The organism is Pseudothioclava nitratireducens (assembly GCF_029210495.1).
Classification (GTDB): Bacteria; Pseudomonadota; Alphaproteobacteria; order Rhodobacterales; family Rhodobacteraceae; genus Pseudothioclava; species Pseudothioclava nitratireducens.
On record NZ_JARGDK010000006.1, the window covers coordinates 22,984 to 45,357 of the forward strand.

Genomic DNA, 22,374 nt, shown 5'->3' on the forward strand with positions numbered 1-22,374 from the left:
TCTCAGGCGAGCCGTTCGAAAGCCGGGTGCCAGCTGTGGTCACGCCCGTTGAGCGGGGTGGTACGGAAATTGCGCGCGATCAACCGGGTTTTCACGGACGGGCTTCGATAGCTTGCCGCATCCTCGAGCGTGAAGCCAAAACGCTTGAAAAAGGGCTGCTCGGAGGGCGAGAGGATGGCATCGACACCCTTCTCCCGCGCGATCTCGAGCGCGGCTTCGACCAGCGCGGTGCCCACCCCCTGATTACGGCAGCTGTCCCGCACCACCACCGGCGCAAGCGCCCAGACCTTGGGCGCGCCGATCATCGGGGTGAAGGCCACATGCCCCAGATAGGCACGGCCCAGCCGGGCCACGACCGAGAGCACCAGATCACCCGCCGCGCGCAGATCGTCGACGAACTTGGCCTCATCCTCACGCCCGAACCCGTCCCGATGCAGCAGATAGATTGCTTTCGCATCGCCCTCGGCTTCGGTGGTGATCTCTGCGCGGGCGCTGCTTTTGACATAGTCGCGGGCGATGTCCCGGGTTTGCGCGAACCACGCGCTGTCCCGCGTCCGGCTCTGATGGGCATCAAAGGCGGCCTCGCTCGCAAACCCTTCGCACACCTCCCAGATCATCGGGTCAGCGCTCTGGGTGACATCGAAATACAGGCATCCCGGCTCGCGCAGCGTCGCGCGCATATGCTCGGGCAGGGCGCGCAGGACCGCGCGGCGTTGCTCGGCGCTGGCGCATATCAAGCGCCCCTTGAGCGTGACCAAAGCCATTGAACGGGGTCTCCTTTCCTGCGGATCACAACCCGCGAACCGATACAGATACAAGCCCGAAGGCGGGGCAGAGATAACGCGCGGATCGTGGCAATTTCAAGGAGCGGCGGATCGCGCCGCCCCGGACAGGAAAAGACCGCCCGAAGGCGGTCCAATCAGGGTCATTCCCACTCGATCGTGCCCGGCGGCTTCGAGGTGATGTCGTAGGTCACCCGGTTGATGCCCTTCACTTCGTTGATGATCCGCGTCGCGGTCTCGCCGAGGAATTCATGGGTGAACGGGTAATAGTCGGCAGTCATGCCATCGACCGAGGTCACCGCCCGCAGCGCGCAGGCATAGTCATAGGTCCGACCGTCACCCATCACGCCCACCGTGCGCACCGGCAGGATCGCCACAAAGGCTTGCCAGATATCGTCATACAGCCCGTGCTTGCGGATCTGGTCGATATAGACCGCATCGGCCTTGCGCAGGATATCGAGCTTGTCACGGGTGATCTCACCGGGGCAGCGGATCGCGAGACCCGGACCCGGGAAGGGGTGACGCCCGATAAACGAGGCGGGCAGGCCAAGTTCATGCCCAAGCGCGCGCACCTCGTCTTTGAACAGCTCGCGCAGCGGCTCGACCAGCTTGAGGCCCATCTTTTCCGGCAAGCCGCCCACGTTGTGGTGCGACTTGATCGTGACCGAAGGCCCGCCCGAGAAGCTGACCGATTCAATCACATCGGGATAGAGCGTTCCTTGGGCAAGGAATTCCGCATCCTTGATCTCATCGGCGTATTTCTGGAACACGTCGATGAAGAGCCGCCCGATGGTCTTGCGCTTGACCTCGGGGTCGGTGACGCCTTCGAGTTCGCCGAGGAACAGCTCGCTCTCGTCGGCATGGATCAGCTTGATGTTATAGTGGTCGCGGAACATCGTGACCACTTCCTCCGCCTCGTTCATCCGCAGGAGGCCGTGATCGACGAAGACGCAGGTGAGCTGGTCGCCGATCGCCTCATGAAGCAGGATCGCGGTGACCGAGCTGTCCACGCCACCCGAGAGGCCACAGATCACGTGGGCGTTGCCCACCTGTTCGCGGATCGCCTCGATCGCCTGCTGGCGATAGCCCGCCATGGTCCAGTCGCCCGTGAACCCCGCCATGCGGACAAAGTTCTCGTAGAGCGTCTTGCCGTTCGGCGTGTGGTGCACCTCGGGGTGGAACTGCACGGCATAGAAGTTGCGCGACAGGTCCGCGGTGATTGCGAAAGGCGCGCCGGGCGAGGTGCCATAGACCTCAAAGCCCGGTGCGATTTTCGAGACGTGATCGCCATGGCTCATCCAGACCTGTTCGCGGCCCGAGCCATCCATGAACCAGCCGTTCAGAAGGTCGATACGGGTGGCGCCCGGCGTCACATAGGCACGGCCGAATTCGGCGGTGTGGCTTTGGCCGGCTTCGACGAGGCCGCCCAGATCCTGCATCATCACCTGTTGCCCGTAGCAGATGCCAAGGATCGGCACGCCAAGCGTATAGGCGGATTGCGGCGGGCGCGGCGAGCCTTCACGGGTGACGCTGTCCGGGCCGCCCGAGAAGATGATGGCTTGGGGATCGAAATCCTTCAGGAACGCGTCAGTGACGTTCTGATAGGGATGGATTTCGCAATAGACGTTCAGCTCGCGCAGGCGCCGCGCAATGAGCTGCGTGACCTGAGAACCGAAGTCGATGATGAGGAGGCGTTGATGCTGGGTCATGTGCGGGGAATAGGCGCGGCGCGGGCCAAAAGCAAGAGGTCCGGCAGCCAAGCCACCGGACCTCTGGAGTTTTTCGACAGGCACGACGCGCCGGTCACTTTTCGGGCAGCAAACCACGCGGGCTGAAGCGCAGAACCAGAAGCAGGATCAGACCCATCGTCAGCAACCGCATATGCGCCGCCGAATCGATCAGGTGTTGCTTGAGGCTGCCCTCGGACATTTGCGCGGTGACAAATTCCATCATATCGGGCCCCCAGGCCTCGGCCTTGATCCAGAGATACCAGATCAACACGCCACCCAGCACCGAACCCCAGTTATTGCCGGAGCCGCCCACGATCACCATCACCCAGATCAGGAAGGTATAGCGCAGCGGGTTGTAAGACGACGGCGTCATCTGCCCGTCAAGCGTGATCATCATCGCGCCCGCGAGACCACAGACCGCCGAGCCGAGGATGAAGATTTGCAGATGCCGCTTGGTGACATGCTTGCCCATCGCCGCCGCCGAAATCTCGTTATCGCGGATCGCGCGCATCATCCGGCCCCAAGGCGATTTCAGCGCCATTTCAGAGGCCCAGATCAGCGCCAGAAGGATCACGGCAAAAAGGCCCGTGTAAAGGAGTTTCACGAGGATCGTGGAGCCCGTCACCGGATCGAGGCCGAAGCTTGCCATACGCTCGACGAAGCCCGGATCGTTTTGCAGGTCGATCTCATAGGGGACAGGCCAGGGGCGGGGGATGCCGTTCACGTTCATCACGCCCCGGCCCAGCCATTCCTCGTTGCGCAGGACGGAAACGATGATCTCACCAATCCCGAGCGTCGCAATAGCAAGGTAGTCAGAGCGCAGCCCGAGAGCGGTCTTGCCGATCGCCCATGCAGCCGCAGCCGCCATCAGCGCACCCACGGGCCATGCGATCAGCGTCGGCCAGCCCAACCCACCGAGATAGCCGGTGGCCGAGGGGTTGATCGCCTCGATCATCGCCACTGCCGGGTCGAGAAGCGCCCGGTAGGCAAAGAACCCCGCGATCAGCGCCGCCGGAATGGCGATCAGCCGAATGCGCTTGGCCTGCGTCTTGTTGATCCAGACGGCCAGGCCAAGCGTGACGATGGCAACCGCCAGCGCGAGCAGAACACCCAGACCGCCCGCCTTGAACGCGCCGGGGGTGGGGGGCATTGCGATCAGCACAGGTGCCAGACCGCCAAGCGCGACGAAGCCGACAACACCCACGTTGAACAGCCCCGCATAGCCCCATTGTACATTCACCCCGAGCGCGAGGATCGCCGAGATAAGGCCCATGTTGATGATGCCGAGCGCGCCGTTCCAGCCGTTGCTCAGGCCCTCGAACACGAGGAGCGCGGCCATGATCGCAAAGAGAACGGGTGCGCGCCACTGGCCGCCCCAGGCTTCCTTGGGTTGATGCTGGCTCATACCGATTTCCCCTTGAACAGGCCGGTCGGCTTGAACAGCAGAACGGCAATCAGGATGACGAAGCTCACCGCGAATTTATATTCGGTCGAGAGCAATTGCAGCAGCCCGTCGGGCTCGAAGGCGGGCAAGAGATAGCCCGCCACCTTTTTCCACGCATAGGTCACGCCGATCTCGGAAAAGGCGATGACGAAACCACCAGCAATGGCGCCCAGCGGATTGCCCAGACCGCCGAGGATTGCCGAGGCGAAGATCGGCAGCAGCAGGTGGAAATAGTTGAAGGCCTTGAAGCTCTTGTCGAGCCCGTAAAGCACGCCCGCCGTAGTCGCCAGCGCCGCCGCGATGATCCAGGTGACCGCGACCACGCGGCTCGGATTGATCCCCGACAAAAGCGCCAGATCCTCGTTATCCGAAAACGCCCGCATGGATTTCCCGGTGCGCGTGCGGTTGAGGAACCAGAACAAGGCCGCCACGATCAGCGCGGCCATGACGATGGTGATGATCTGGCTCGAGCGGATCGGCAGGGGCTCTGCCAGCCCGGTCATGTCGCGGAACTCGCGCGCGGTGATGACGAACCGTGCCCCGTCGGCAAAGTTGATGTCATCCACCCCGATCAGAAACCGGGTCAGCGCGTTCATCATGAACATGACACCGACCGAGACCATCACGATCACGACCGGCGCCGCGCGCACCCGGCGGTAATAGCTATAGACGAGCTTGTCGGTTGCCAGCACCAGAACCGCCGTGGCCGCAATCCCCACAGGCAGCGCCAGAAGGGCCGTCGGCAGCGGGCCAAAGCTGACACCCATCGCCTGAAGCCCCCAGGTCACCATGATGGTGATCGCGGTGCCAAAGGCCATCGTGTCGCCATGGGCAAAGTTCGAGAAGCGCAAGATCCCGTAGATCAGCGTCACCCCAAGCGCGCCGAGCGCAAGCTGCGAGCCATAGGCCGTCGCGGGGATCAGAATATAGTTGGTGATCGCCACCAGAGCGTTGAGGATATCCATCACTCCGCCTCCTCGCAGGTGCCTTCATAATAGAGCGCAAGCCCTTCATCGACCATGTGGACCGAGTAGCGCCCGGTGCCGCCCGACATGGTCAAGAGCCGCTGCGTGCGCTCTGCATTGAAGGCGGTAAAACCAAAAAGTCGCGCGCCAAAGCTGCCATCCGTGATCGGGGCCGCCTTGAAGTCGCCCGTCACATCGCTCACCTCGACGGTGAAGATATCGGGCGGCGCCGTTTCCGGATCGGCGGGGACATAGGTGTTCGGGTCGGGGACGTATCGGATCGTCATCTGGTAATCCGTGTCCTGACAGCCATCGGTGCCGATACATTCGGTGGTGAACCGACAGGTGATCTCTTGCAGGCCGGTGTCGGCCAGCGCGAGGCCGGGCAGGGCGGTCGCCAGTGTCAGGGCGGTCAGGCTCAGCAGCGGTTTCGCCATGACTCAGCCCCCCAGGAAGGTGCGGCGCACCTCCGGATCGGCCATCAGCGCGGCCCCGGTATCGGTATATTTGTTCGCGCCCTGCACCAGAACATAGCCGCGATCCGCGATCTCCAGCGCCTGCCGGGCGTTCTGTTCAACCATGAGGATCGAGATGCCGGTGCGGGCGACCTCGATGATACGGTCGAACAACTCGTCCATAACGATGGGCGACACGCCCGCCGTCGGCTCGTCGAGCATCAGGAGTTTCGGCTTCGTCATCAGCGCGCGACCGACCGCGACCTGCTGGCGCTGGCCGCCGGACAATTCGCCGGCATTCTGATGCCGTTTGTCGCGCAGGATCGGGAACAGCTCATAGACCTGCTCCATCGTGTCGGTGAAGTCATCTTCGCGGATGAAGGCCCCCATTTCGAGGTTCTCCTCGACCGACATCGTCGGGAAGACGTTGTTGACCTGCGGCACGAAGCCCATGCCCTTTTTCACGCGCTCTTGCGGCGACAGGGCCGTGATATCCTCGCCATCAAGCTTCACATGGCCCTCGCGCAGGTTCAGCATGCCGAACACCGCCTTCATCGCGGTCGATTTGCCCGCCCCGTTCGGGCCGACGATGACCGCGATCTGGCCTTTCTCGACCTGAAGCGTGCAGCCATGCAGGATGTTGGTGGCGCCATAGCCGCCCACCATGTCCGATGCGTCCAGAAAGCTCATGCTGCGCCCCCATGTCCTGCTTCATCGCCAAGTCCGGGCTGTGCGCCGTGGCTTTCATGGCGGGCGGTTTCGCTGTCGATCTCGGCCTTGACCTTGTTCTTGAGGCCGCGACCCAGATAGGCTTCGATGACTGCCTCGTTCTGCATGATCGTTTCCGCGGAACCTTCGGCGAGCACCTTGCCCTCGGCCATGACGATCACCGGGTCGCACAGGCGCCCGATGAAATCCATGTCGTGCTCGATCACGCAGAAAGTATAGCCGCGCTCTTTGTTCAGACGCACGATCGCGTCGCCGATCGTGTTGAGAAGGGTGCGGTTCACGCCCGCGCCGACCTCATCGAGGAACACGATCTTGGCTTCGACCATCATCGTCCGGCCAAGTTCCAGAAGCTTCTTCTGCCCGCCCGAGAGGTTCCCGGCCTTTTCATCCTTGAGATGCGAAATGGTCAGAAAATCAAGAACTTCATCGGCCTTCTTAAGAAGCGCAGCCTCTTCCTGTGCGATGCGGGAGCGGTGGAACCACGTATTCCAAAGGCTCTCCCCCGACTGATCGCCCGGCACCATCATCAGGTTCTCGCGCACGGTCATCGAGGGGAATTCATGCGCGATCTGGAACGTGCGCAGCAGCCCCTTGTGGAACAGCTCATGCGGGGCAAGCCCGGTGATATCCTCGCCATCCATCGTCACCGTGCCTGAGGTCGGTTTATGAACCCCGGCGATCACGTTGAACAAGGTGGATTTTCCGGCACCGTTCGGGCCGATAAGCCCGGTGATGGAGCCGGTTGCGATCTCGAGCGATGCATTGTCGACAGCGCGGAAGCCGCCGAAATGCTTATGCAGGTTTTCGACCCTGATCATGCAGTCCCCTGACTTCATGCGTTACATGAAGAATGCCTCTTTGGGCGTTGTTATTAATGCGAAACAGCCCGGTTTCCCGGGCTGTTTCATCTCTGATATGCGTCTTAGCGATACTTGACGGTTTCGATCACGCCGTCCTTGATTTCGATTTCGCGGAAGGTGCCGGCGGATTCACCCGCGCCGATCAGCTCGACCGAGGACGCGCCGATATAGTCGATATCGGTGCCCGCGGCGATCAGTTCGAGCGCTTTGCCCAGCTCACCTGCGAGGATCGGCTCGCCCGGTGCGTTGGCGATATCCATGACCTTGTCCTTGTAGACGCCCGGATCGGTCGTCCCGGCCGCGGCCATCGAGAGCAGGATCAGCGCAGCGGCGTCATAGGCTTCGCCCGCGTAAACGTCCGAGCCATTGAAGCCCGCCGCTTCCGCCAGCGCCATGAACTTGTCCTTGCCTTCGCCTTCAGCCGAAGGAATCTGACCGAACGAGCCGTTCACTTCCGCGCCGAAATTCTCTTGCAGCTTGTCGCCAACCATGCCGTCCGGGAAGACGAAGGTCGAGAAAGCGCCCGAGTCGATCGCGCCACGCGTGATGGCCGAACCGCCTTGGTCAACATAGCCCGCCACCACGAGCGCCTCGCCACCAGCGGATGCCAGCGCGCCGACTTCGGCGGCGTAGTCCGACTTGCCATCGTCATGCGCGGCGTTGATCGTGACTTTGCCGCCCGCGGCCTCGAAGGCTGCCTGGAAGCTGTCGGCAAGACCCTTGCCATAGTCGTTGTTGGTATAGGTCACGGCGACTTCCTTGATGCCGTGCTCCATGATGATCTCGGTCATCACTTCGGACTGACGGGCATCCGACGGTGCGGTGCGGAAGAACAAGCCGTTATCTTCGAGCGACGAGAGCGCGGGCGAGGTCGCCGAGGGCGAGATCATCACCATGCCATTCGGCATCGCGACGTTTTGCAGCGAGGCGGTGGTTTCGCCCGAGCACATGCCGCCGACGATCCCTTTGACGCCTTCGGTGGTCACCAGACGCTCAACCGTCGCGGTGGCCGCGGCGGCATCGGCGCAGGTCGAGTCGCCGCGCACGGGGGTCACGGTCGCGCCGCCCATGAACTTGCCCGAGTCGCTGACCTCTTTCATCGCCAGTTCGGCGCCGGCAGCCATCGCCGGCGACATCGATTCCAGCGGACCGGTAAAGCCCAGCGAAATCCCGATCTTCACATCCTCTGCGAATGCCCCACCGGCGGACAGCGCAACGGTGGCGGTGGCAAGAAGCAGTTTTTTCATATGTTTCACTCCCGTGTTGGAACAGTGTCCTGCGCGAAGGTTAGTGCGGACCATGGCAAAAGAAAATAGCAGGCTCTTGCTTAGTCAGCGTCATTTTGACCCTTGGGTCGAAGATTCTTGCGCGCAGGCGGATTATCCCGAATTTTCTGCGCGAGAAAGGGTGACGTTGCGCCGGTCGTCACTCTGGCAGATCATCCAGCGGGAAGCCGATCTCGAAGCCTTCGGCCATCGCGTCAAGCGCCTCGCCTGCGCTAACAGCATCGCTGCCAGCCGCAGCGCCCGAGGTGCCGCGCTCCCGGTAAGGCGTCGTCTGGTAATGCGCCCGATAGCATTTCGAGAAATGCGACGGCGAGGCAAAGCCACAGGCCAGCGCCACGTTGATCACGCTCATTTCCGTTTGCATCAACAGGTTACGCGCCTTTTGCAGGCGGATTTCCATGTAATAGCGCTTGGGGCTGCGGTTCAGGTAGCGCCGGAACAAACGTTCGAGCTGCCGGGTGGACATGCCGACCTCTTCCGCCAGTCGGGAGGGGCTGATCGGCTCTTCGATATTGGCCTCCATCCGGCCGATGACCTGGCTCAGCTTGGGGTGACGCACGCCGATCCGCGTCGGGATCGACAGGCGTTGGCTGTCCTGATCGGTGCGAATCGAGTTATAGATCAGCTGATCGGCCACCGTATTGGCCAGCGCCTCGCCGTGGTCGCGTGCGATCAGCCGCAGCATCAGGTCGATCGAGGCCATGCCGCCCGCCGTGGTCAGCCGGTTGCCGTCGATCACGAAAACCGATTTGGTCAGCAGAACTTCCTCGAAATCCTCGAGAAAGGCGTCCTGATTTTCCCAGTGGATCGTGGCGCGTTTGCCATCCAGCAGCCCCGCCTTGGCCACGGCCCAGGCGCCGGTGCACAGACCGCCAACCGCCGCGCCCCGCCGCGCCTCCCGCCGGAGCCAGTTCAGGATCGGTTTCGAGGTCGCCTCGACCACGTCGATCCCGCCACAAACCAACACGGTGTCATCGCGTGTCACCTCGTCGAGCCCCATGTCAACGCGCACCCGCACACCGTTGGAGCAGGTGGCCTCGTCGCCGGCCTCACTGGCCAGCCGCCAATCATAAAGCTTGGCCCCCGCCACCTGATTGGCCAGACGCAACGGCTCGATCGCCGAGGTAAAGGCCATCATCGTGAACCGGTCGAGCAGCAAAAAGATGAAGCGGCGCGGTTTGGACGGTGGCGTGATCTTCATCGCGCCATGGGAGGGGGCCGGGCGGGCCGTTTTCTTGATGGGGGTGGATTTGCGCATTTGCGACCCGCATTGAATGATACCGACCTAAACAATCAGGGAACCCGGTCGCTCGCAAGAGGCGATTGAGCGGGCTGAATGGGAGCATGGGCCGCGGCAAAAAAGTGAAAATCGGGTTTGTTCTCGCTAACGGAGCCGCGTATAAGCGCGTCCTGATGCATCAAAACGCTCGGAGGAGAAGATGGGCAAGGGGTGGACGAAATCGGACTGGCGCGCGAAACCGCGGGTGCAGATGCCGGACTATCCCGACGCGGGCGCTCTGAACGCGGTCGAGGGCACGCTGGCGAAAATGCCGCCGCTGGTCTTTGCCGGCGAGGCGCGGCGCCTGAAATCCGATCTGGCCAAAGCCGCGCGTGGCGAGGCGTTCCTGCTGCAAGGCGGTGACTGCGCCGAGAGCTTTGGCGAGTTTTCCGCAGACAATATCCGCGACACGTTCAAGGTCATGCTGCAAATGGCCATCGTGCTCACCTGGGGCGCGAAGGTTCCGGTGATCAAGGTGGGGCGCATGGCGGGTCAGTTCGCCAAGCCGCGCTCCGCACCAACCGAGGTGATCGGCGGGGTGGAATACCCGAGCTACCGCGGCGACATCATCAACGGTTTCGACGCCACGATGGAGGCGCGCCAGCCCGATCCGGCCCGGATGCTGCAAGCCTACACGCAGGCAGCGGCCTCGCTGAACCTGCTGCGCGCGTTTTCGACGGGCGGTTTCGCGGATATTCACCGCGTGCAAAGCTGGATTTCGGGCTTCACCGATGCCGATGAAGCCGAGCGCTATCGCAAGGTCGCGGATCAGATCTCGGAGGCGATGGATTTCATGGCGGCTGCGGGCGTGACCTCGGACACCGCGCATGAGCTGGGCACGGTCGATTTCTACACCTCGCATGAGGCGCTGCTCCTCGAGTATGAAGAGGCCCTGTGCCGCACCGATACCACGACCGGCCTGCCGATCGCGGGCTCGGGCCACATGCTGTGGATCGGGGACCGCACCCGCCAGCCGGACGGCGCGCATGTCGAATTCTGCCGCGGCGTCCAGAACCCGATCGGGCTCAAATGCGGGCCGACGACCACGGCGGACGATCTCAAGGTGCTGATGGCCAAGCTCAATCCCGAGAACGAGGCCGGGCGTCTGACGCTGATCGCACGTTTCGGCGCGGGCAAGGTCGGCGAGCACCTGCCGCGTCTGGTGCAGGCGGTTAAGACCGAGGGCGCGAATGTCGTCTGGTCCTGCGATCCGATGCACGGCAACACCATCAAATCGGCCTCGGGCTACAAGACGCGGCCTTTCGACTCGGTGCTGCAAGAGGTGCGCGAGTTCTTCGCGGTGCATAATGCCGAAGGGACGATCCCGGGCGGCGTGCATTTCGAGATGACCGGCAAGGACGTGACCGAATGCACCGGCGGCGTGCGTGCCGTTTCCGACGAGGACCTGTCGAGCCGTTACCACACGGCCTGCGACCCGCGTCTGAACGCCTCGCAATCGCTGGAGCTGGCGTTCCTCGTCGCAGAGGAATTGCAAGCGCGGCGTGCCACGCAGAAATCCGCTGCAAGCATGTGATCGCCGCAGCACCTACAACACGCAGAAGGCCCGCTCCAACCGAGCGGGCCTTTTCTTTTACATCAATCTGTTACGCGTCACTCTTCACAAGCTTGAACATCGCCCGACGCTCATCCGGGGAGAGTGCCTGCGCCGGTCGGTCATCAGCGCGGCGGCCGCGTGTCAGATGCGGAAAGAGCGGCTCGAACCCCTCCGGCGCCTCTGCGAAACCAAGCGCTTGCGGTCGGGGCGGTGCAGGGGTTTCGCGCGGCGTGGGGGCGCCCGGCTTGATTGGGGTCACCGTGGCTGCGGCCACTTCGAAGCGGCGCGGCGTGCGACCGATCTCGCCGGTGGCGATCAGGCAACCAAGCGCGCGGGTGACATCGCCCAGATCGGATTGCAGCGGCAAGATCAACAGCTTGGCGGTCATTTCGGGCTTGCCGATCATGGTTTCGGCGCGCAGCTCAACTTCGACCACTGCCGGCTCCTGAAACATCGCCTCGTTGATCTCGGCGATCCGTTTGCGCCCGGCCGGGGCAAACAGCGCCGTGAGCGGCATGCCCCGCACCTCCATGCCCATCAGGTCGTTCAGATGCATTCCCGCCAGCCGGAACCGCCCCATGCCGGGCGCGACACGTTCGAGGATGAACGCGTATTCCAGCGCACGCTCGATCCCTCTAGGGTCCACATCGGTGCGCGAGGGCACAAGCCGACCGCGGCGCAACCCTTCCCAATAGCCACGCAGCTCGTTGATGATCTGATCGGGACGGGGGCCGATCCCAAGATCGAGCACATTCCCAAACCGGTCGTTATCGCGTTTCATGATCCCACCTCGATGACACGCACCCAGAGCACAGGTCTCGGGGTCACTGACTAGCACTCCTGCCTTCGGCGGATTTGGGTCTTTCGGTTGACCCCGGGAGCGAAATGATTACTGAACTCTTAATACGCCTTTTTTCTGCCACATGGGGAACTAAAGTCTTAAATGGTTAACTCCGACATTGCGTTGCGCACGGTCTCGATGACCGGTTTCGCCTCAGGCCAGGGCGCCGGGCTCGGCCATGAGTGGAGCTGGGATATCCGCTCGGTCAATGGCAAGGGGTTTGACCTGCGGTTGCGGCTGCCCGAGATCGAGGGGCTTGAGGCGGCGGTGCGCGAGGCCGTCGCACAGCGCGCCAAACGTGGCAATATCACCCTCAATCTCCGGCTGTCGCGCAAGGAAGCGGGCGAGGGGCTGCGGCTCAGCAAGTCGGGGCTGGAGGCCGCGATCGAAGCCGTGGTCAAGGTCGAGATCGCTGCCAAGGATCGCGGCATCACCTTCGTTCCGCCGACGCCCACGGATATTCTGGCGCTGCGCGGCGTGATCGAACAAGGCGCGCCCGAGATCGAGGACCCGGCCGGATTGCGCGCAGCTTTGCTTGCGGATCTTAACGCTATTCTGGGCGCGTTTGTGGCAATGCGCCGTGCGGAAGGGGCTCAGATTGGGGCCGTTGTGGCCGCGCAGATCGACACCGTCGAAGCTTTGACGACGCAGGCCGAAGCCCTGGCCGAGGCCCGCCGTCCGCAAGCCGCCGAAGCGCTGAAAGCGGCGCTCGCACGGGTGCTCGACGGCGCGCCTGGCGCCGATCCCGACCGCATCGCACAGGAACTCGCGCTGCTTGCTGTCAAATCCGACGTCACCGAAGAAATCGACCGGCTCCGTGCCCATATCGTCGCCGCCCGCGCCCTTCTGGCCGAAGACGGCCCCGTCGGGCGCAAGTTCGAATTCCTCGCGCAGGAATTCGTGCGCGAAGCCAACACGCTCTGCTCGAAATCCGGGAATGCCGCATTGACCCAGGTCGGGCTGGACCTGAAATATGCCATCGACCAGATGCGCGAGCAGATCATGAATGTGGAGTGAGAGATGACCGAGATCCAGCGCCGTGGGCTGCTGATCATCCTGTCCTCGCCCTCGGGGGCGGGCAAATCGACGCTGTCGCGGCGGTTGATGCAATGGGATGAGACCCTGAAATTCTCGGTCTCCGCGACCACCCGCGCGCCGCGACCCGGCGAGACGGATGGGGTCGAATATTACTTCAAATCGAAGCCCGAATTCGAAGCAATGGTCGCGGCGGGCGAGATGCTCGAACACGCCGAGGTGTTCGGCAATTACTACGGCACGCCGAAAGGTCCGGTCGAGGCCGCCATGTCTGAGGGGCGCGACACGCTGTTCGACATCGACTGGCAGGGCGGGCAGCAGATTCGGAACTCCTCGCTTGGCAAGGATGTGGTCTCGATCTTCATCCTGCCGCCCTCGATTGCCGCATTGGAATCGCGGCTGCACACTCGCGCGCAGGACAGCGACGAGGTGATCGCGGGTCGGATGGCGAAATCTCAGGCCGAGATCAGCCATTGGGCGGAATATGATTATGTTCTGGTGAACGACGATCTGGACAAGGCCGAGGCCGAGCTCAAGACGATCCTGATGGCCGAACGCATGCGCCGCGACCGCCAGCCGGGCCTGACTGATTTCGTCCGGGGCCTCAATAAGGAGTTTGACGCGCGATGATCTATGAACTTGACGGGATTGCCCCCGAAATCGCGGCCGACGCCTGGGTGGCACCTGATGCCAACCTGATCGGCAAGGTGGTGCTCGAGGCCGAGGCCTCGGTCTGGTTCGGCTGCACACTGCGCGGCGATAACGAGGAAATCCGCGTGGGCCGCGGTTCCAATGTGCAGGAAAACGTGGTGATCCACACCGATATGGGCTTTCCGCTGGTGATCGGCGCGCATTGCACGATCGGCCATAAGGCCATGCTCCACGGCTGCATCATTGGCGAAGGCAGCCTGATCGGGATGGGCGCGACGATCCTGAACGGGGCGAAGATCGGCAAGGGATGTCTTATCGGCGCAGGGGCGCTCGTGACCGAGGGCAAGGACATCCCCGATGGCAGCCTTGTCATGGGCGCGCCCGGCAAGGTGGTGCGGACCCTCGATGCAGCGGCGCAAGAGCGGCTTCTGGCATCCGCCGCACATTACCGCGAAAACGCCGCGCGCTACCGTGCGGGTTTGCGCGCGATCGGCGGTGCCGCATGATCCTCGATCCGCAAAGCCGCTATCTGCGTCCGCTCTGGGTGCGTATCGCCGTGGTCGCCGTGCCGCTTATCGCCGCCGCCGCCGCTTTCGATCAGGGCTATGTCTTCGTTGGCGCCGGTTTGGCGCTGGTGAGCGGCTTCGTCTTTCGGCGTCTGTTCCTGCCCTGACGAGACGCGCGGATCACTCCGCCCCAAGCGCCGGCACTTCGAAAATCTCGAAATCCAGTTCGGGCCAGATATGTGCGACCTCGCCCCGCACAAGGCGCGTATTGGGCAGCGGGCGGCAATAGGCGCGCAGGGCCCCTTTGAAGCCGAGCTCTTGCAACCGCCGCGTCAGATCGAGCACGTCGTAATCCTGACCGACCAGCGGCGCGAGGATCGCATCGGGGCGGCTGTCGGCCAGATATCCCGCATCGAGCGCGCCAAAACGCCCGATCGTGAGCATCACCCCCTGAACCCCACGCAACAGGTCGGGCAAGGTATGGGTCGGATCAAGCAGAAGGACACGGCGCCCGGCCAAGGCGGCACCAAGCGTCTCTACCGTGGAGGGGCCCTGACTGGACGGCGTCGTCGGTTTCGACATGCGTGACCCCTGCGCAATTCGGGATGCGGTTTCTCTCGACTGTCGCAAAATGCGACACACGCATAGGTTTAGCCCTGCGCGGGCCACCTCTCAAGCAAAAAGCCGCGGATTTCGCGGTTATGGTAAAAATGTCTGTCATCGGCGCGTTACACTCTTGGCCCTGTTTACTCGGGCTGCTGAATCGGTTGAATTCACAGGCATTGCAGGAGGCTGAGACCATGGCAGAAGACCAGTTCAGGGCGTTGATCGAGGCGATGCCGCTCCCGGTTCTGGTCGTCAGCCGCGAGGAGCGGATCATGCAGGCCAATGCCCCGGCGCGCGCCATGCTGGGCGAGGGGCTCGAAGGGCGCACCTTTGTCACCGTCTTGCGCCAGCCCGCGATCGGGCAGGCGCTCGATCAGGCCTTGGCGGGCGGTCGCGCGGAAACCGGGCAGGTGACGATCACCACGCGCGAGCGCGAGATTTCCGCGCGCATCCATGCCGCGCCTCTGCCACCGGGCAGCGCTTTGCCGGGGGGCGGGGCGGTGCTCTCGGTCGAGGATGTCACAGCTCTTGAGAACGCCGAGGAGATGCGGCGTGATTTCGTCGCCAATGTCAGCCACGAGCTGCGCACGCCACTGACCGCGCTCATGGGGTTTATCGAGACTCTGACCGGATTCGCCAAGGATGACCCCAAGGCGCGGGAGCGTTTTTTGGGGATCATGGCACGCGAGGCCTCGCGGATGAACCGGCTGGTGGGCGATTTGCTGTCGCTGAGCCGGGTGGAATCCGACGAGCGCCGCCGCCCCGATGCCACCGTCGATCTGAGCGCGGTGCTCAGGGGGGCGACGCAAACCCTTCAGGGCGTGGCCGAGGCCCAGAATGTGCAGCTTTTGCGCAGCGGCGAGGCGGGGCCGCTGCGGATCAAGGGCGATGCGGATCAACTGACCCAGGTCTTTTCCAACCTGATCGAGAACGCCATCAAATATGGTGGCTCGGGCGGTGAGGTGCGCGTCGATGTCGAACGGATCGCGCATGAGCCGGTGCTGCGCGGCCCGGCGCTCCGGGTCAGCGTGATCGACAAGGGCGAGGGGATCGACCCGCGCCACCTGCCGCGCCTGACCGAGCGCTTCTACCGCGTCGATACCCACCGCTCGCGCGAACAGGGCGGCACCGGGCTTGGCCTTGCCATCGTCAAGCATATCGTCAACCGCCATCGGGGACGGCTGCGTATCGAAAGCGCGAAGGGCGAGGGCGCGCGCTTTATCGTCACTTTGCCCGAGACTTAGGCGAGATCGGCGGAAAGGCTCCGACGGGTGGGCGCGGACGCCCGTGGTCGCCTTGTAAATCCCGCAGCTTTCGCTGAAACTTCAACAAGATGACCCTGTAAGGATGTGCCATGAATACGATCGCCACGACCCCGATTGACGGCCAGAAACCCGGCACCTCGGGGTTGCGCAAGAAGACGCCGGTCTTCATGGGGCCGCATTATCTCGAGAACTTTGTGCAGGCGACCTTCGACGCGATTGGCGGGGTGGCGGGCAAGACGCTCGTCTTGGGCGGGGATGGGCGCTATTTCGGCGCTGAGGCTGCGCAGGTCATCCTCAAGATGGCGGCGGCGAACGGCGCCGCGCGGGTCATCGTCGGGCAGGGCGCGTGGCTCTCGACGCCGGCTGCCTCGAACCTCATCCGTCAGCGCGAGGCCGATGGTGGCCTGATCCTCTCGGCGAGCCACAATCCGGGCGGGCCGAACGAAGATTTCGGCGTGAAATACAACATGGCGAATGGCGGCCCCGCGCCCGAGGCGGTGACCGCGGCCATCCATGCCCGCACGCTGGAAATCACCGAATACGCCAAGCTACAGGCCCCTGACGTGAACCTGACCGCCATTGGCGAAAGTCACCTCGGCCCGATGGTCGTCGAAGTCGTCGATCCAGTTATGGCCTATGCCGACCTGATGGAAACCCTGTTCGATTTCAAAGCGTTGCGTGGCCTTTTTCACGAAGGATTCACGATGCGCATGGACAGCATGTGCGCGATCACCGGCCCCTATGCGGTCGAGATCCTCGAAAACCGGCTGGGCGCGCCCGAAGGCACAGTCACCCATGAACAGCCCTTGCCCGATTTCGGCGGGATGCATCCCGATCCGAACCCCACCTGGGCGCATGAGCTGATGTCCGAGATGATGGCCGAGGATGGCCCCGATTTCGGCGCGGCCTCGGACGGGGATGGCGATCGCAACATGATCCTCGGGCGACAGGTCTATGTCTCGCCCTCGGATAGCCTCGCCGTGCTTGCGGCCAATGCACATCTGGTGCCGGGCTACAAGGACGGGCTGAAGGGGGTCGCGCGTTCGATGCCGACCTCGGCCGCCGTGGATCGGGTCGCGGCGGCGATGGGTCTCGACTGCTACGAGACGCCCACCGGCTGGAAGTTCTTCGGCAACCTGATGGATGCGGGCCGGGTGAGCCTCTGTGGCGAGGAAAGCTTCGGCACCGGCTCCGATCACGTCCGCGAAAAGGACGGGCTTTGGGCGGTGCTGATGTGGCTCAATATCATCGCGGCACGTGGGCAGGGCGTGGCCGAAATCATGGCCGATCATTTCGCGCGCTTCGGGCGCAATTACTACTCTCGCCACGATTACGAGGCACTCCCCGTGGCGATGGCCGATGCGATGCTGGGCGATTTGCGGGACCGTCTGGCGGACCTGCCGGGGCAGGCCGTCGAGGGACTGCGGATCGAGACCGCGGATGAGTTCAGCTATACCGACCCGGTCGATGGCTCTGTCTCCGCGCAGCAGGGCTTCCGTATTCTCTTTGAGGGCGGCTCACGCGTGGTTCTGCGGCTTTCGGGGACGGGCACCGAGGGGGCGACGCTCCGGGTCTATCTCGAGCGCTTCGCGCCGGGGCCGGACGGGCTAGACCTCGACCCGCAACAGGCGCTCGCCCCGATCATCGCGGCGACCGAAGCGCTGGTCGGCATTCGGGCGCGCTCTGGCCGCAAAGGGCCGGACGTCATCACCTGAGACTTAGGTCTAATTCCCAACCTCGCGCGCGCGGATAGGCTATGACCATGATCCGCGCATGTCTTCTTTGGCTGTTGCTTGCAACGCCGCTTTTCGCGGCGCCGCTGACGCGTGACGACATCGCCGGGATGATCGTCGCGCCCTATGCGTTAGGGGAGGCGGTCAACGACAAGGGCGTGTGGGTGCTTTTGAACTCGGGCGGCGGCGAGGCGGGATTCGTCTTTGAAACGGGCGAACTGGCACCGCTTCCGGGCTTTTCGGGGCAACCGATCAACATCCTCGTCATGCTCGACCGCGAGGGCCGCTTCATCGACACGCGGCTGCTGGCGCAGAACGAGCCGATCTTCGTTTCGGGTCTGGGCGAGGCGCCCTTGCGCGATTTTCTGACGCAATATCAGGGCCATTCGATTTCCGAGACTCTGGTCGTGGGTACCCCCTATGGCGGGGGCGGTGCGGGGTCGGACCTGACCTATCTGGCGGGGGTGACCAAGGCGACCGCGAGCGTCCGGATCGCGCATGAGTCGATCCTCGCTGCGACGCTCGCGGTGGCGCGTGAGAAGATGCAGGGCGTGAGCGCGGGGCCGCCGCCGCGCCCTGATCCGGACCACGACGAAGCGATCACCTGGGAGAGTGCGCTCGCGGATGGGCTTGTGCGGCATCTGCGGGTGAGCAATGCCGAGCTGGATGCCGCCTTCGCGGGGTCAATCTGGGCCGATGACGACCCCGAGGCGCAGGCTGACCCGGATGCCGCCTATCTTGACCTCTATGCCATTGACCTCGGCCCGCCGGCCCTTGCGCGCGCTGTGCTCGCCCCTGAAACGCTAGCCGAAATCGCGCGATTTGCGGCCCGCGCCCCCGATGACGAATTGATCCTGCTGATCGAGGCCGGACGGCACGGGATCGTCTCTGAAGAGTTCGTGCGCAACACCGCGCCGGACCGGGTGGCGGCGACGCAAGACGGGCTGCCCCTGGCGCTGCGCGACGCCGATATTCTGCCGCGCCTCCACCCCGATCTGCCCGAGGCCTTGCAGGACGCCACCGCGATGGTCCTCCGTCTCGACCGCCGTCTGGGCTTCGATCCAAGCCGCGACTGGGCGCTCGAAGCGCAGGCGCTGCGGCTCCACGGCATGTTCCAGCCCGAACCCGGCTCGCGCCATTTCTCCCTCGCCATGGGCCTGCCCGAGCGCTTCTTCCTGCGCCCCGAAGCACCGGTGCAGCGCCCGCCTTGGCTTGAAGCGGCCATCAACCGGCAGGCGGATTTGTGGCTTCTGGCCGGGGCCCTAGTGATCCTCTTCGCGGCGCTTGCCCGGCAATCCTGGCTCGCAGGACTGCGCCAGTTCACACCGATCCGGCTTGGCATTCTTGCTATCGTCACCGGCTTCATCGGCTTCTGGGGGCAGGGGCAGCTTTCAATCGTCACACCGCTGGCCGTGATCCGAGGGCTGGTGCAGGGCGGCGGGCTGGAGGTGCTTCTCTATGACCCGTTCTCGCTGATCCTCTGGGCGGCTGCGATCCTTGGGTTCGTGCTCTGGGGGCGCGGGTTTTTCTGCGGCTGGCTTTGCCCCTTCGGCGCGCTTCAGGAATTCGCCCATCACCTCGGTCGTGCGCTGCGCCTTCCAGAATGGGAGCCGCCGCAAAGCCTTGGTCGCGCGCTCCTTTGGACAGGACCGGTGGCCTTGGTGGCGCTCGTCCTCGTCGCTTTCGCCGCCCCGGAACACGCGGAAACCGTGGCCGAGATCGAGCCGTTCAAGACCGCGATCACGATGCAGTTCGACCGGCCCTGGCCCTATGTGCTCTGGGCAGGTGGGTGGCTCGCCGTGTCGATGGTCTGGTTCAAGGGCTTCTGCCGCTCGATCTGCCCCTTGGGCGCGCTGATGCGGCTGGGCGGGCTGTTGCGCCTGCGCCGCTGGATACCCCGTCGCGTCGAATGCGGCAGCCCGTGCCAGCTTTGCCGCGTGCGCTGCCGTTACGGCGCGATCCAGAAGCAAGGCGCGATCCGCTATTCCGAGTGTTTCCAATGCCTCGACTGCGTAACGATCCACGACGATCCCGCGCAATGTGTGCCGTTGATCCTCAAGGCGCGCAAAGCCGAAAGGAAGGCCGCATGAAGCGCAGACGGTTCTTGCAGATCGTGGGCGCGGCGGCGCTGTGCGGGACCGGTGCGCGGGCGGCCACATGGCAGGGCCGCGCGCTCGGGGCGGAGGCCGGGATCACGCTACGCGGAGGGGCTTTGCCCAAAGAAACGCTTGCGCACATCCGGGCGGAGCTTGCCCGGATCGAAGCGGTGTTCTCGCTCCATCAACCGTCCGAACTCACGCAGTTGAACGCCACGGGCAGGGCGGCAGTCTCGCCCGCATTGCGCGCGGTTCTGGACGAGGCGCTCATGGTGCACGAGGCCACGGATGGGGCCTTCGACCCATCGGTGCAGCCCGTGTGGGCGGCGCTGGCCGCAGGCCGCGCGCCTGCGGCGTTGCGCCATCGTCTCCACGACATCAAGATCGGCCATGACATCCGCCTCGCTGCCGGTCAGGCCCTTACGCTGAACGGGATCGCGCAGGGTTATGCGACCGACCGGATCGCGGCGCTGCTGGCATCTGCGGGCTATCGGGACTGCCTGATCAATATCGGCGAGTTCGCCGCGCTTGGCGGCGATTTCCGGCTTGGGATCGAGGACCCGGAAGCCGGGATTCTGGGGCAGATCACTCTGCGGGCAGGGCGCGCGGTTGCGACCTCTGCGCCGGGGGCGTTGCGGTTCACAGACGGGCAGGGGCATATCCTTGGTCCGGACGGTCAGCGCCCGCGCTGGTCATCGGTGACGGTGGAGGCACGAACCGCCATGCGCGCGGATGCAGCCTCGACCGGCTTCGTTCTCATGGAGAGGCCCGCAATCGAACGGGCCAAGGCGCGGCTTGGCCTTGGCCCGGTGCGTCTGGTCGATGCCGAAGGTGGGTTGGTGACGCTCTGAGGCCTAGCGTTCCGGCGGCATGAAATCGACACCGTATCGCGCAAAAATCCCGGCGATCCGCCCATCGGCCAGCCCTGCTGCAATGGCGTCATCGACCGCATAGCCCAAAGGCCGATGCTGGAACGACAACGCCGCCCCTACGGTCCATTTCGACCGCGCAAGCCCCAGAAGCGGCGGCTCATGCACGAGCAACCCTTCGGCAAGCCCCGCCTCAAGCTCGGCGCGCGGCCCCATCACCGCCATCACCTCGCCGCCCGCCAGACCCGCCATCGCATCAAGCGTGGTCGGATAGCGATGCACCTTGTCAGCCGTGGCCCCATGCGCGACCGACGTCAGGTAAAAATCCGAGATCGAGTCATTCTCGACCCCCACCGGATCATAGCGGAACACGGCGGGGACCGGCCCTTTCTCGGGGTAATCCGCCGCACGATAGGCAATCGCCAGCCGCTCCTGCGCATATTGCCCGGTGAAGGTGACCTGATCGAAGCGGCAGGCATAATCCACGTCATAGGGCACATGGAGCATCAGGTTCGACACCCGCCCGCCAACCGTGGCGCCGCGATAAACGTAATTGAGAAGATCCTGATCGAGCGTTTCTCCGGGCTGCACGAACCGGATACGCGCCTCGACGCCAAGTTCCTGCGCGATCAGATCCGCGATCTCGACATCAATGCCGCGCGGCTGGCCCGCTTCTTCCCAGGACCAGGGCGCAAAATTCTCGTAGACGGCCACCTCGATCCAGCCATCTTCGACGATCTGGTCGTAGGAGCGCCCGATATCCTGCGGCGCGGTGTTTTGCAGACGTTGCTCGGGGGGCACGCCTTCACAAGCGGCCAAAGCGGGGCGCGGTCCCATCACCGCAACCCCGCACAGGCTCAGGACCAGAGCACCGGCCAGGCCCCGAAACCTGGCCAGCCCGCCCCGCGCCCGCATCAATGCGCCGCCGAAAGGCCGATCGTGAGCAATTCGGCCGCGTGTTTGAAGCTCTCGGGATCAGCGCTAAGCGCATGGGCCGCGCGCGACACCGCGCTGTCGGCCACCGGCGCACCGGAAGCGGTCGGCACCTGTCCCGCGATCTCGGCGAGTTCCGCCTTGAGCGCTTCGCCGTCGCCCTGACCCGCTGCCAGCTCATCCCGGATCGCCTTGAGCCGCGTGCCATGATCGTCGAGCGCGCCATCGTCGGGGCGGGTCTCGATATAGGTGCGGATCGCCCAGGCCGCCTTCTGACCCAGAACCTCGCCAAAAGCGGGCATCTTGGTGATGCCGTTCTGGGTCATGCCGTGGCGGAAGCGCTCGATATACCACTCATCGCCATATTCCTCGGCTTCGAGATAGCGCAAATCGGGGGCGAGACCGCCCGAGACGGCGCCCAGACCATGGCAGCGCGCGCAGTTCTGGTTGAAGCCGGAATCGCCGATCTGAACGGCTTTCGACCAGACCTCGTCCCCGGCGGCCTCGGCGCGATAGGGGTTTTCGGTCAGCCACTCTTCGCCGACCTCCGGCAGAGCATCGGTATTGACCGCCTGCGGCGCGACATCGCCATGGGCGAACACCTGCATCGGGGTGATGGTGACCAGCGTCAGCACGCCGATCATCCGGCGGGTACGGGCGTCGAGCATCTTCTCCTCCCTCGTGAAAAGCTCCTTGCCTCTGGTCTAGCCGCAGCGCAGCACGCCCGCCATTCGACCTTGGTATCGGGTCGGGC

The 22,374-nt window shown here is 64.1% G+C and carries 22 protein-coding genes; 9 read left to right on the plus strand and 13 right to left on the minus strand.

The features are described 5' to 3' along the window. Positions 1-2: 2 nt before the first annotated feature. The 9 genes from P0X85_RS08575 to P0X85_RS08615 all read right to left on the minus strand — a co-directional run bounded on the left by P0X85_RS08575 (position 3) and on the right by P0X85_RS08615 (position 9,452). Complete coding sequence (locus P0X85_RS08575; protein WP_275811556.1) at positions 3-764, minus strand: GNAT family N-acetyltransferase; 762 nt, start codon at positions 762-764, stop codon at positions 3-5. Positions 765-925: 161 nt separating this feature from the next. Beyond that, the gene (gene guaA / locus P0X85_RS08580; protein WP_275811867.1) at positions 926-2,491 is read right to left on the minus strand and encodes a glutamine-hydrolyzing GMP synthase; all 1,566 of its coding nucleotides are present in this window, start codon (positions 2,489-2,491) and stop codon (positions 926-928) included. A 94-nt stretch (positions 2,492-2,585) separates the two neighbouring features. After that, positions 2,586-3,917: a branched-chain amino acid ABC transporter permease gene (locus P0X85_RS08585; RefSeq protein ID WP_275811558.1), complete on the minus strand. Its 1,332-nt coding sequence runs from the start codon at positions 3,915-3,917 to the stop codon at positions 2,586-2,588. Continuing rightward, positions 3,914-4,921 carry a branched-chain amino acid ABC transporter permease gene (locus tag P0X85_RS08590; RefSeq protein ID WP_275811560.1) on the minus strand — a complete coding sequence of 336 codons (1,008 nt, stop codon included), beginning with the start codon at positions 4,919-4,921 and terminating at the stop codon, positions 3,914-3,916. The genes P0X85_RS08585 and P0X85_RS08590 overlap by 4 nt, the downstream gene beginning before the upstream one ends. Beyond that, positions 4,921-5,358 carry a hypothetical protein gene (locus tag P0X85_RS08595; protein ID WP_275811562.1) on the minus strand — a complete coding sequence of 146 codons (438 nt, stop codon included), beginning with the start codon at positions 5,356-5,358 and terminating at the stop codon, positions 4,921-4,923. Before P0X85_RS08595 ends, P0X85_RS08590 begins: the two co-directional genes overlap by 1 nt. Before the next feature lie 3 nt (positions 5,359-5,361). Next, on the minus strand, positions 5,362-6,066 hold the full coding sequence (locus P0X85_RS08600) for an ABC transporter ATP-binding protein (protein WP_275811564.1): 705 nt from the start codon (positions 6,064-6,066) through the stop codon (positions 5,362-5,364). Continuing rightward, positions 6,063-6,923, minus strand: coding sequence for an ABC transporter ATP-binding protein (locus P0X85_RS08605; protein WP_275811566.1), 861 nt, complete (start codon positions 6,921-6,923; stop codon positions 6,063-6,065). Before P0X85_RS08605 ends, P0X85_RS08600 begins: the two co-directional genes overlap by 4 nt. A gap of 104 nt (positions 6,924-7,027) precedes the next feature. Then, positions 7,028-8,212 carry an ABC transporter substrate-binding protein gene (locus tag P0X85_RS08610; protein WP_275811568.1) on the minus strand — a complete coding sequence of 395 codons (1,185 nt, stop codon included), beginning with the start codon at positions 8,210-8,212 and terminating at the stop codon, positions 7,028-7,030. A gap of 178 nt (positions 8,213-8,390) precedes the next feature. Further along, positions 8,391-9,452, minus strand: a complete 1,062-nt coding sequence (locus P0X85_RS08615) for a GlxA family transcriptional regulator (protein ID WP_275811869.1) — start codon at positions 9,450-9,452, stop codon at positions 8,391-8,393. A gap of 238 nt (positions 9,453-9,690) precedes the next feature. Here P0X85_RS08615 and P0X85_RS08620 point away from each other — a divergent pair, with 238 nt between their 5' ends. After that, positions 9,691-11,064 carry a class II 3-deoxy-7-phosphoheptulonate synthase gene (locus P0X85_RS08620; RefSeq protein WP_275811570.1) on the plus strand — a complete coding sequence of 458 codons (1,374 nt, stop codon included), beginning with the start codon at positions 9,691-9,693 and terminating at the stop codon, positions 11,062-11,064. Between the two features lie 70 nt (positions 11,065-11,134). On the opposite strand, the gene P0X85_RS08625 is transcribed toward P0X85_RS08620, so the two are convergent. Further along, entirely contained in the window at positions 11,135-11,866 is a 732-nt protein-coding gene (locus P0X85_RS08625; RefSeq protein ID WP_275811572.1) for a PAS domain-containing protein, read from the minus strand. A 162-nt stretch (positions 11,867-12,028) separates the two neighbouring features. On the opposite strand from P0X85_RS08625, the gene P0X85_RS08630 reads away from it, so the two are divergent. Genes P0X85_RS08630 through P0X85_RS08645 form a run of 4 tightly spaced genes read left to right on the plus strand, consistent with a single transcriptional unit; the run spans position 12,029 to position 14,285 of the window. Further along, a complete protein-coding gene (locus P0X85_RS08630; protein ID WP_275811574.1) occupies positions 12,029-12,943 on the plus strand; it encodes a YicC/YloC family endoribonuclease in 915 nt (304 codons plus the stop codon). Positions 12,944-12,955: 12 nt separating this feature from the next. Then, on the plus strand, positions 12,956-13,591 hold the full coding sequence (gene gmk / locus P0X85_RS08635) for a guanylate kinase (protein ID WP_275811871.1): 636 nt from the start codon (positions 12,956-12,958) through the stop codon (positions 13,589-13,591). Further along, positions 13,588-14,118 carry a gamma carbonic anhydrase family protein gene (locus tag P0X85_RS08640; RefSeq protein ID WP_275811576.1) on the plus strand — a complete coding sequence of 177 codons (531 nt, stop codon included), beginning with the start codon at positions 13,588-13,590 and terminating at the stop codon, positions 14,116-14,118. The genes gmk and P0X85_RS08640 overlap by 4 nt, the downstream gene beginning before the upstream one ends. Beyond that, positions 14,115-14,285, plus strand: coding sequence for a hypothetical protein (locus tag P0X85_RS08645; protein ID WP_275811578.1), 171 nt, complete (start codon positions 14,115-14,117; stop codon positions 14,283-14,285). The genes P0X85_RS08640 and P0X85_RS08645 overlap by 4 nt, the downstream gene beginning before the upstream one ends. A gap of 13 nt (positions 14,286-14,298) precedes the next feature. Here the strand turns inward: P0X85_RS08645 and P0X85_RS08650 are convergent, their stop codons facing one another. Continuing rightward, positions 14,299-14,700, minus strand: a complete 402-nt coding sequence (locus P0X85_RS08650; protein WP_275811580.1) for a hypothetical protein — start codon at positions 14,698-14,700, stop codon at positions 14,299-14,301. A 218-nt stretch (positions 14,701-14,918) separates the two neighbouring features. Between P0X85_RS08650 and P0X85_RS08655 the strand changes: the two genes are divergently transcribed. The 4 genes from P0X85_RS08655 to P0X85_RS08670 all read left to right on the plus strand — a co-directional run bounded on the left by P0X85_RS08655 (position 14,919) and on the right by P0X85_RS08670 (position 20,669). After that, positions 14,919-15,968, plus strand: a complete 1,050-nt coding sequence (locus P0X85_RS08655; protein ID WP_275811582.1) for an ATP-binding protein — start codon at positions 14,919-14,921, stop codon at positions 15,966-15,968. Between the two features lie 110 nt (positions 15,969-16,078). Then, the gene (locus P0X85_RS08660) at positions 16,079-17,704 is read left to right on the plus strand and encodes an alpha-D-glucose phosphate-specific phosphoglucomutase (RefSeq protein WP_275811584.1); all 1,626 of its coding nucleotides are present in this window, start codon (positions 16,079-16,081) and stop codon (positions 17,702-17,704) included. Between the two features lie 41 nt (positions 17,705-17,745). Next, positions 17,746-19,812: a 4Fe-4S binding protein gene (locus tag P0X85_RS08665; protein ID WP_420851813.1), complete on the plus strand. Its 2,067-nt coding sequence runs from the start codon at positions 17,746-17,748 to the stop codon at positions 19,810-19,812. After that, positions 19,809-20,669, plus strand: a complete 861-nt coding sequence (locus tag P0X85_RS08670; RefSeq protein WP_275811586.1) for an FAD:protein FMN transferase — start codon at positions 19,809-19,811, stop codon at positions 20,667-20,669. The genes P0X85_RS08665 and P0X85_RS08670 overlap by 4 nt, the downstream gene beginning before the upstream one ends. A gap of 3 nt (positions 20,670-20,672) precedes the next feature. Here the strand turns inward: P0X85_RS08670 and P0X85_RS08675 are convergent, their stop codons facing one another. After that, entirely contained in the window at positions 20,673-21,602 is a 930-nt protein-coding gene (locus P0X85_RS08675) for a substrate-binding periplasmic protein (RefSeq protein WP_275811588.1), read from the minus strand. Further along, positions 21,602-22,264, minus strand: coding sequence for a cytochrome c-550 PedF (pedF, locus tag P0X85_RS08680; RefSeq protein WP_275811875.1), 663 nt, complete (start codon positions 22,262-22,264; stop codon positions 21,602-21,604). Before pedF ends, P0X85_RS08675 begins: the two co-directional genes overlap by 1 nt. Positions 22,265-22,374 lie beyond the last annotated feature (110 nt).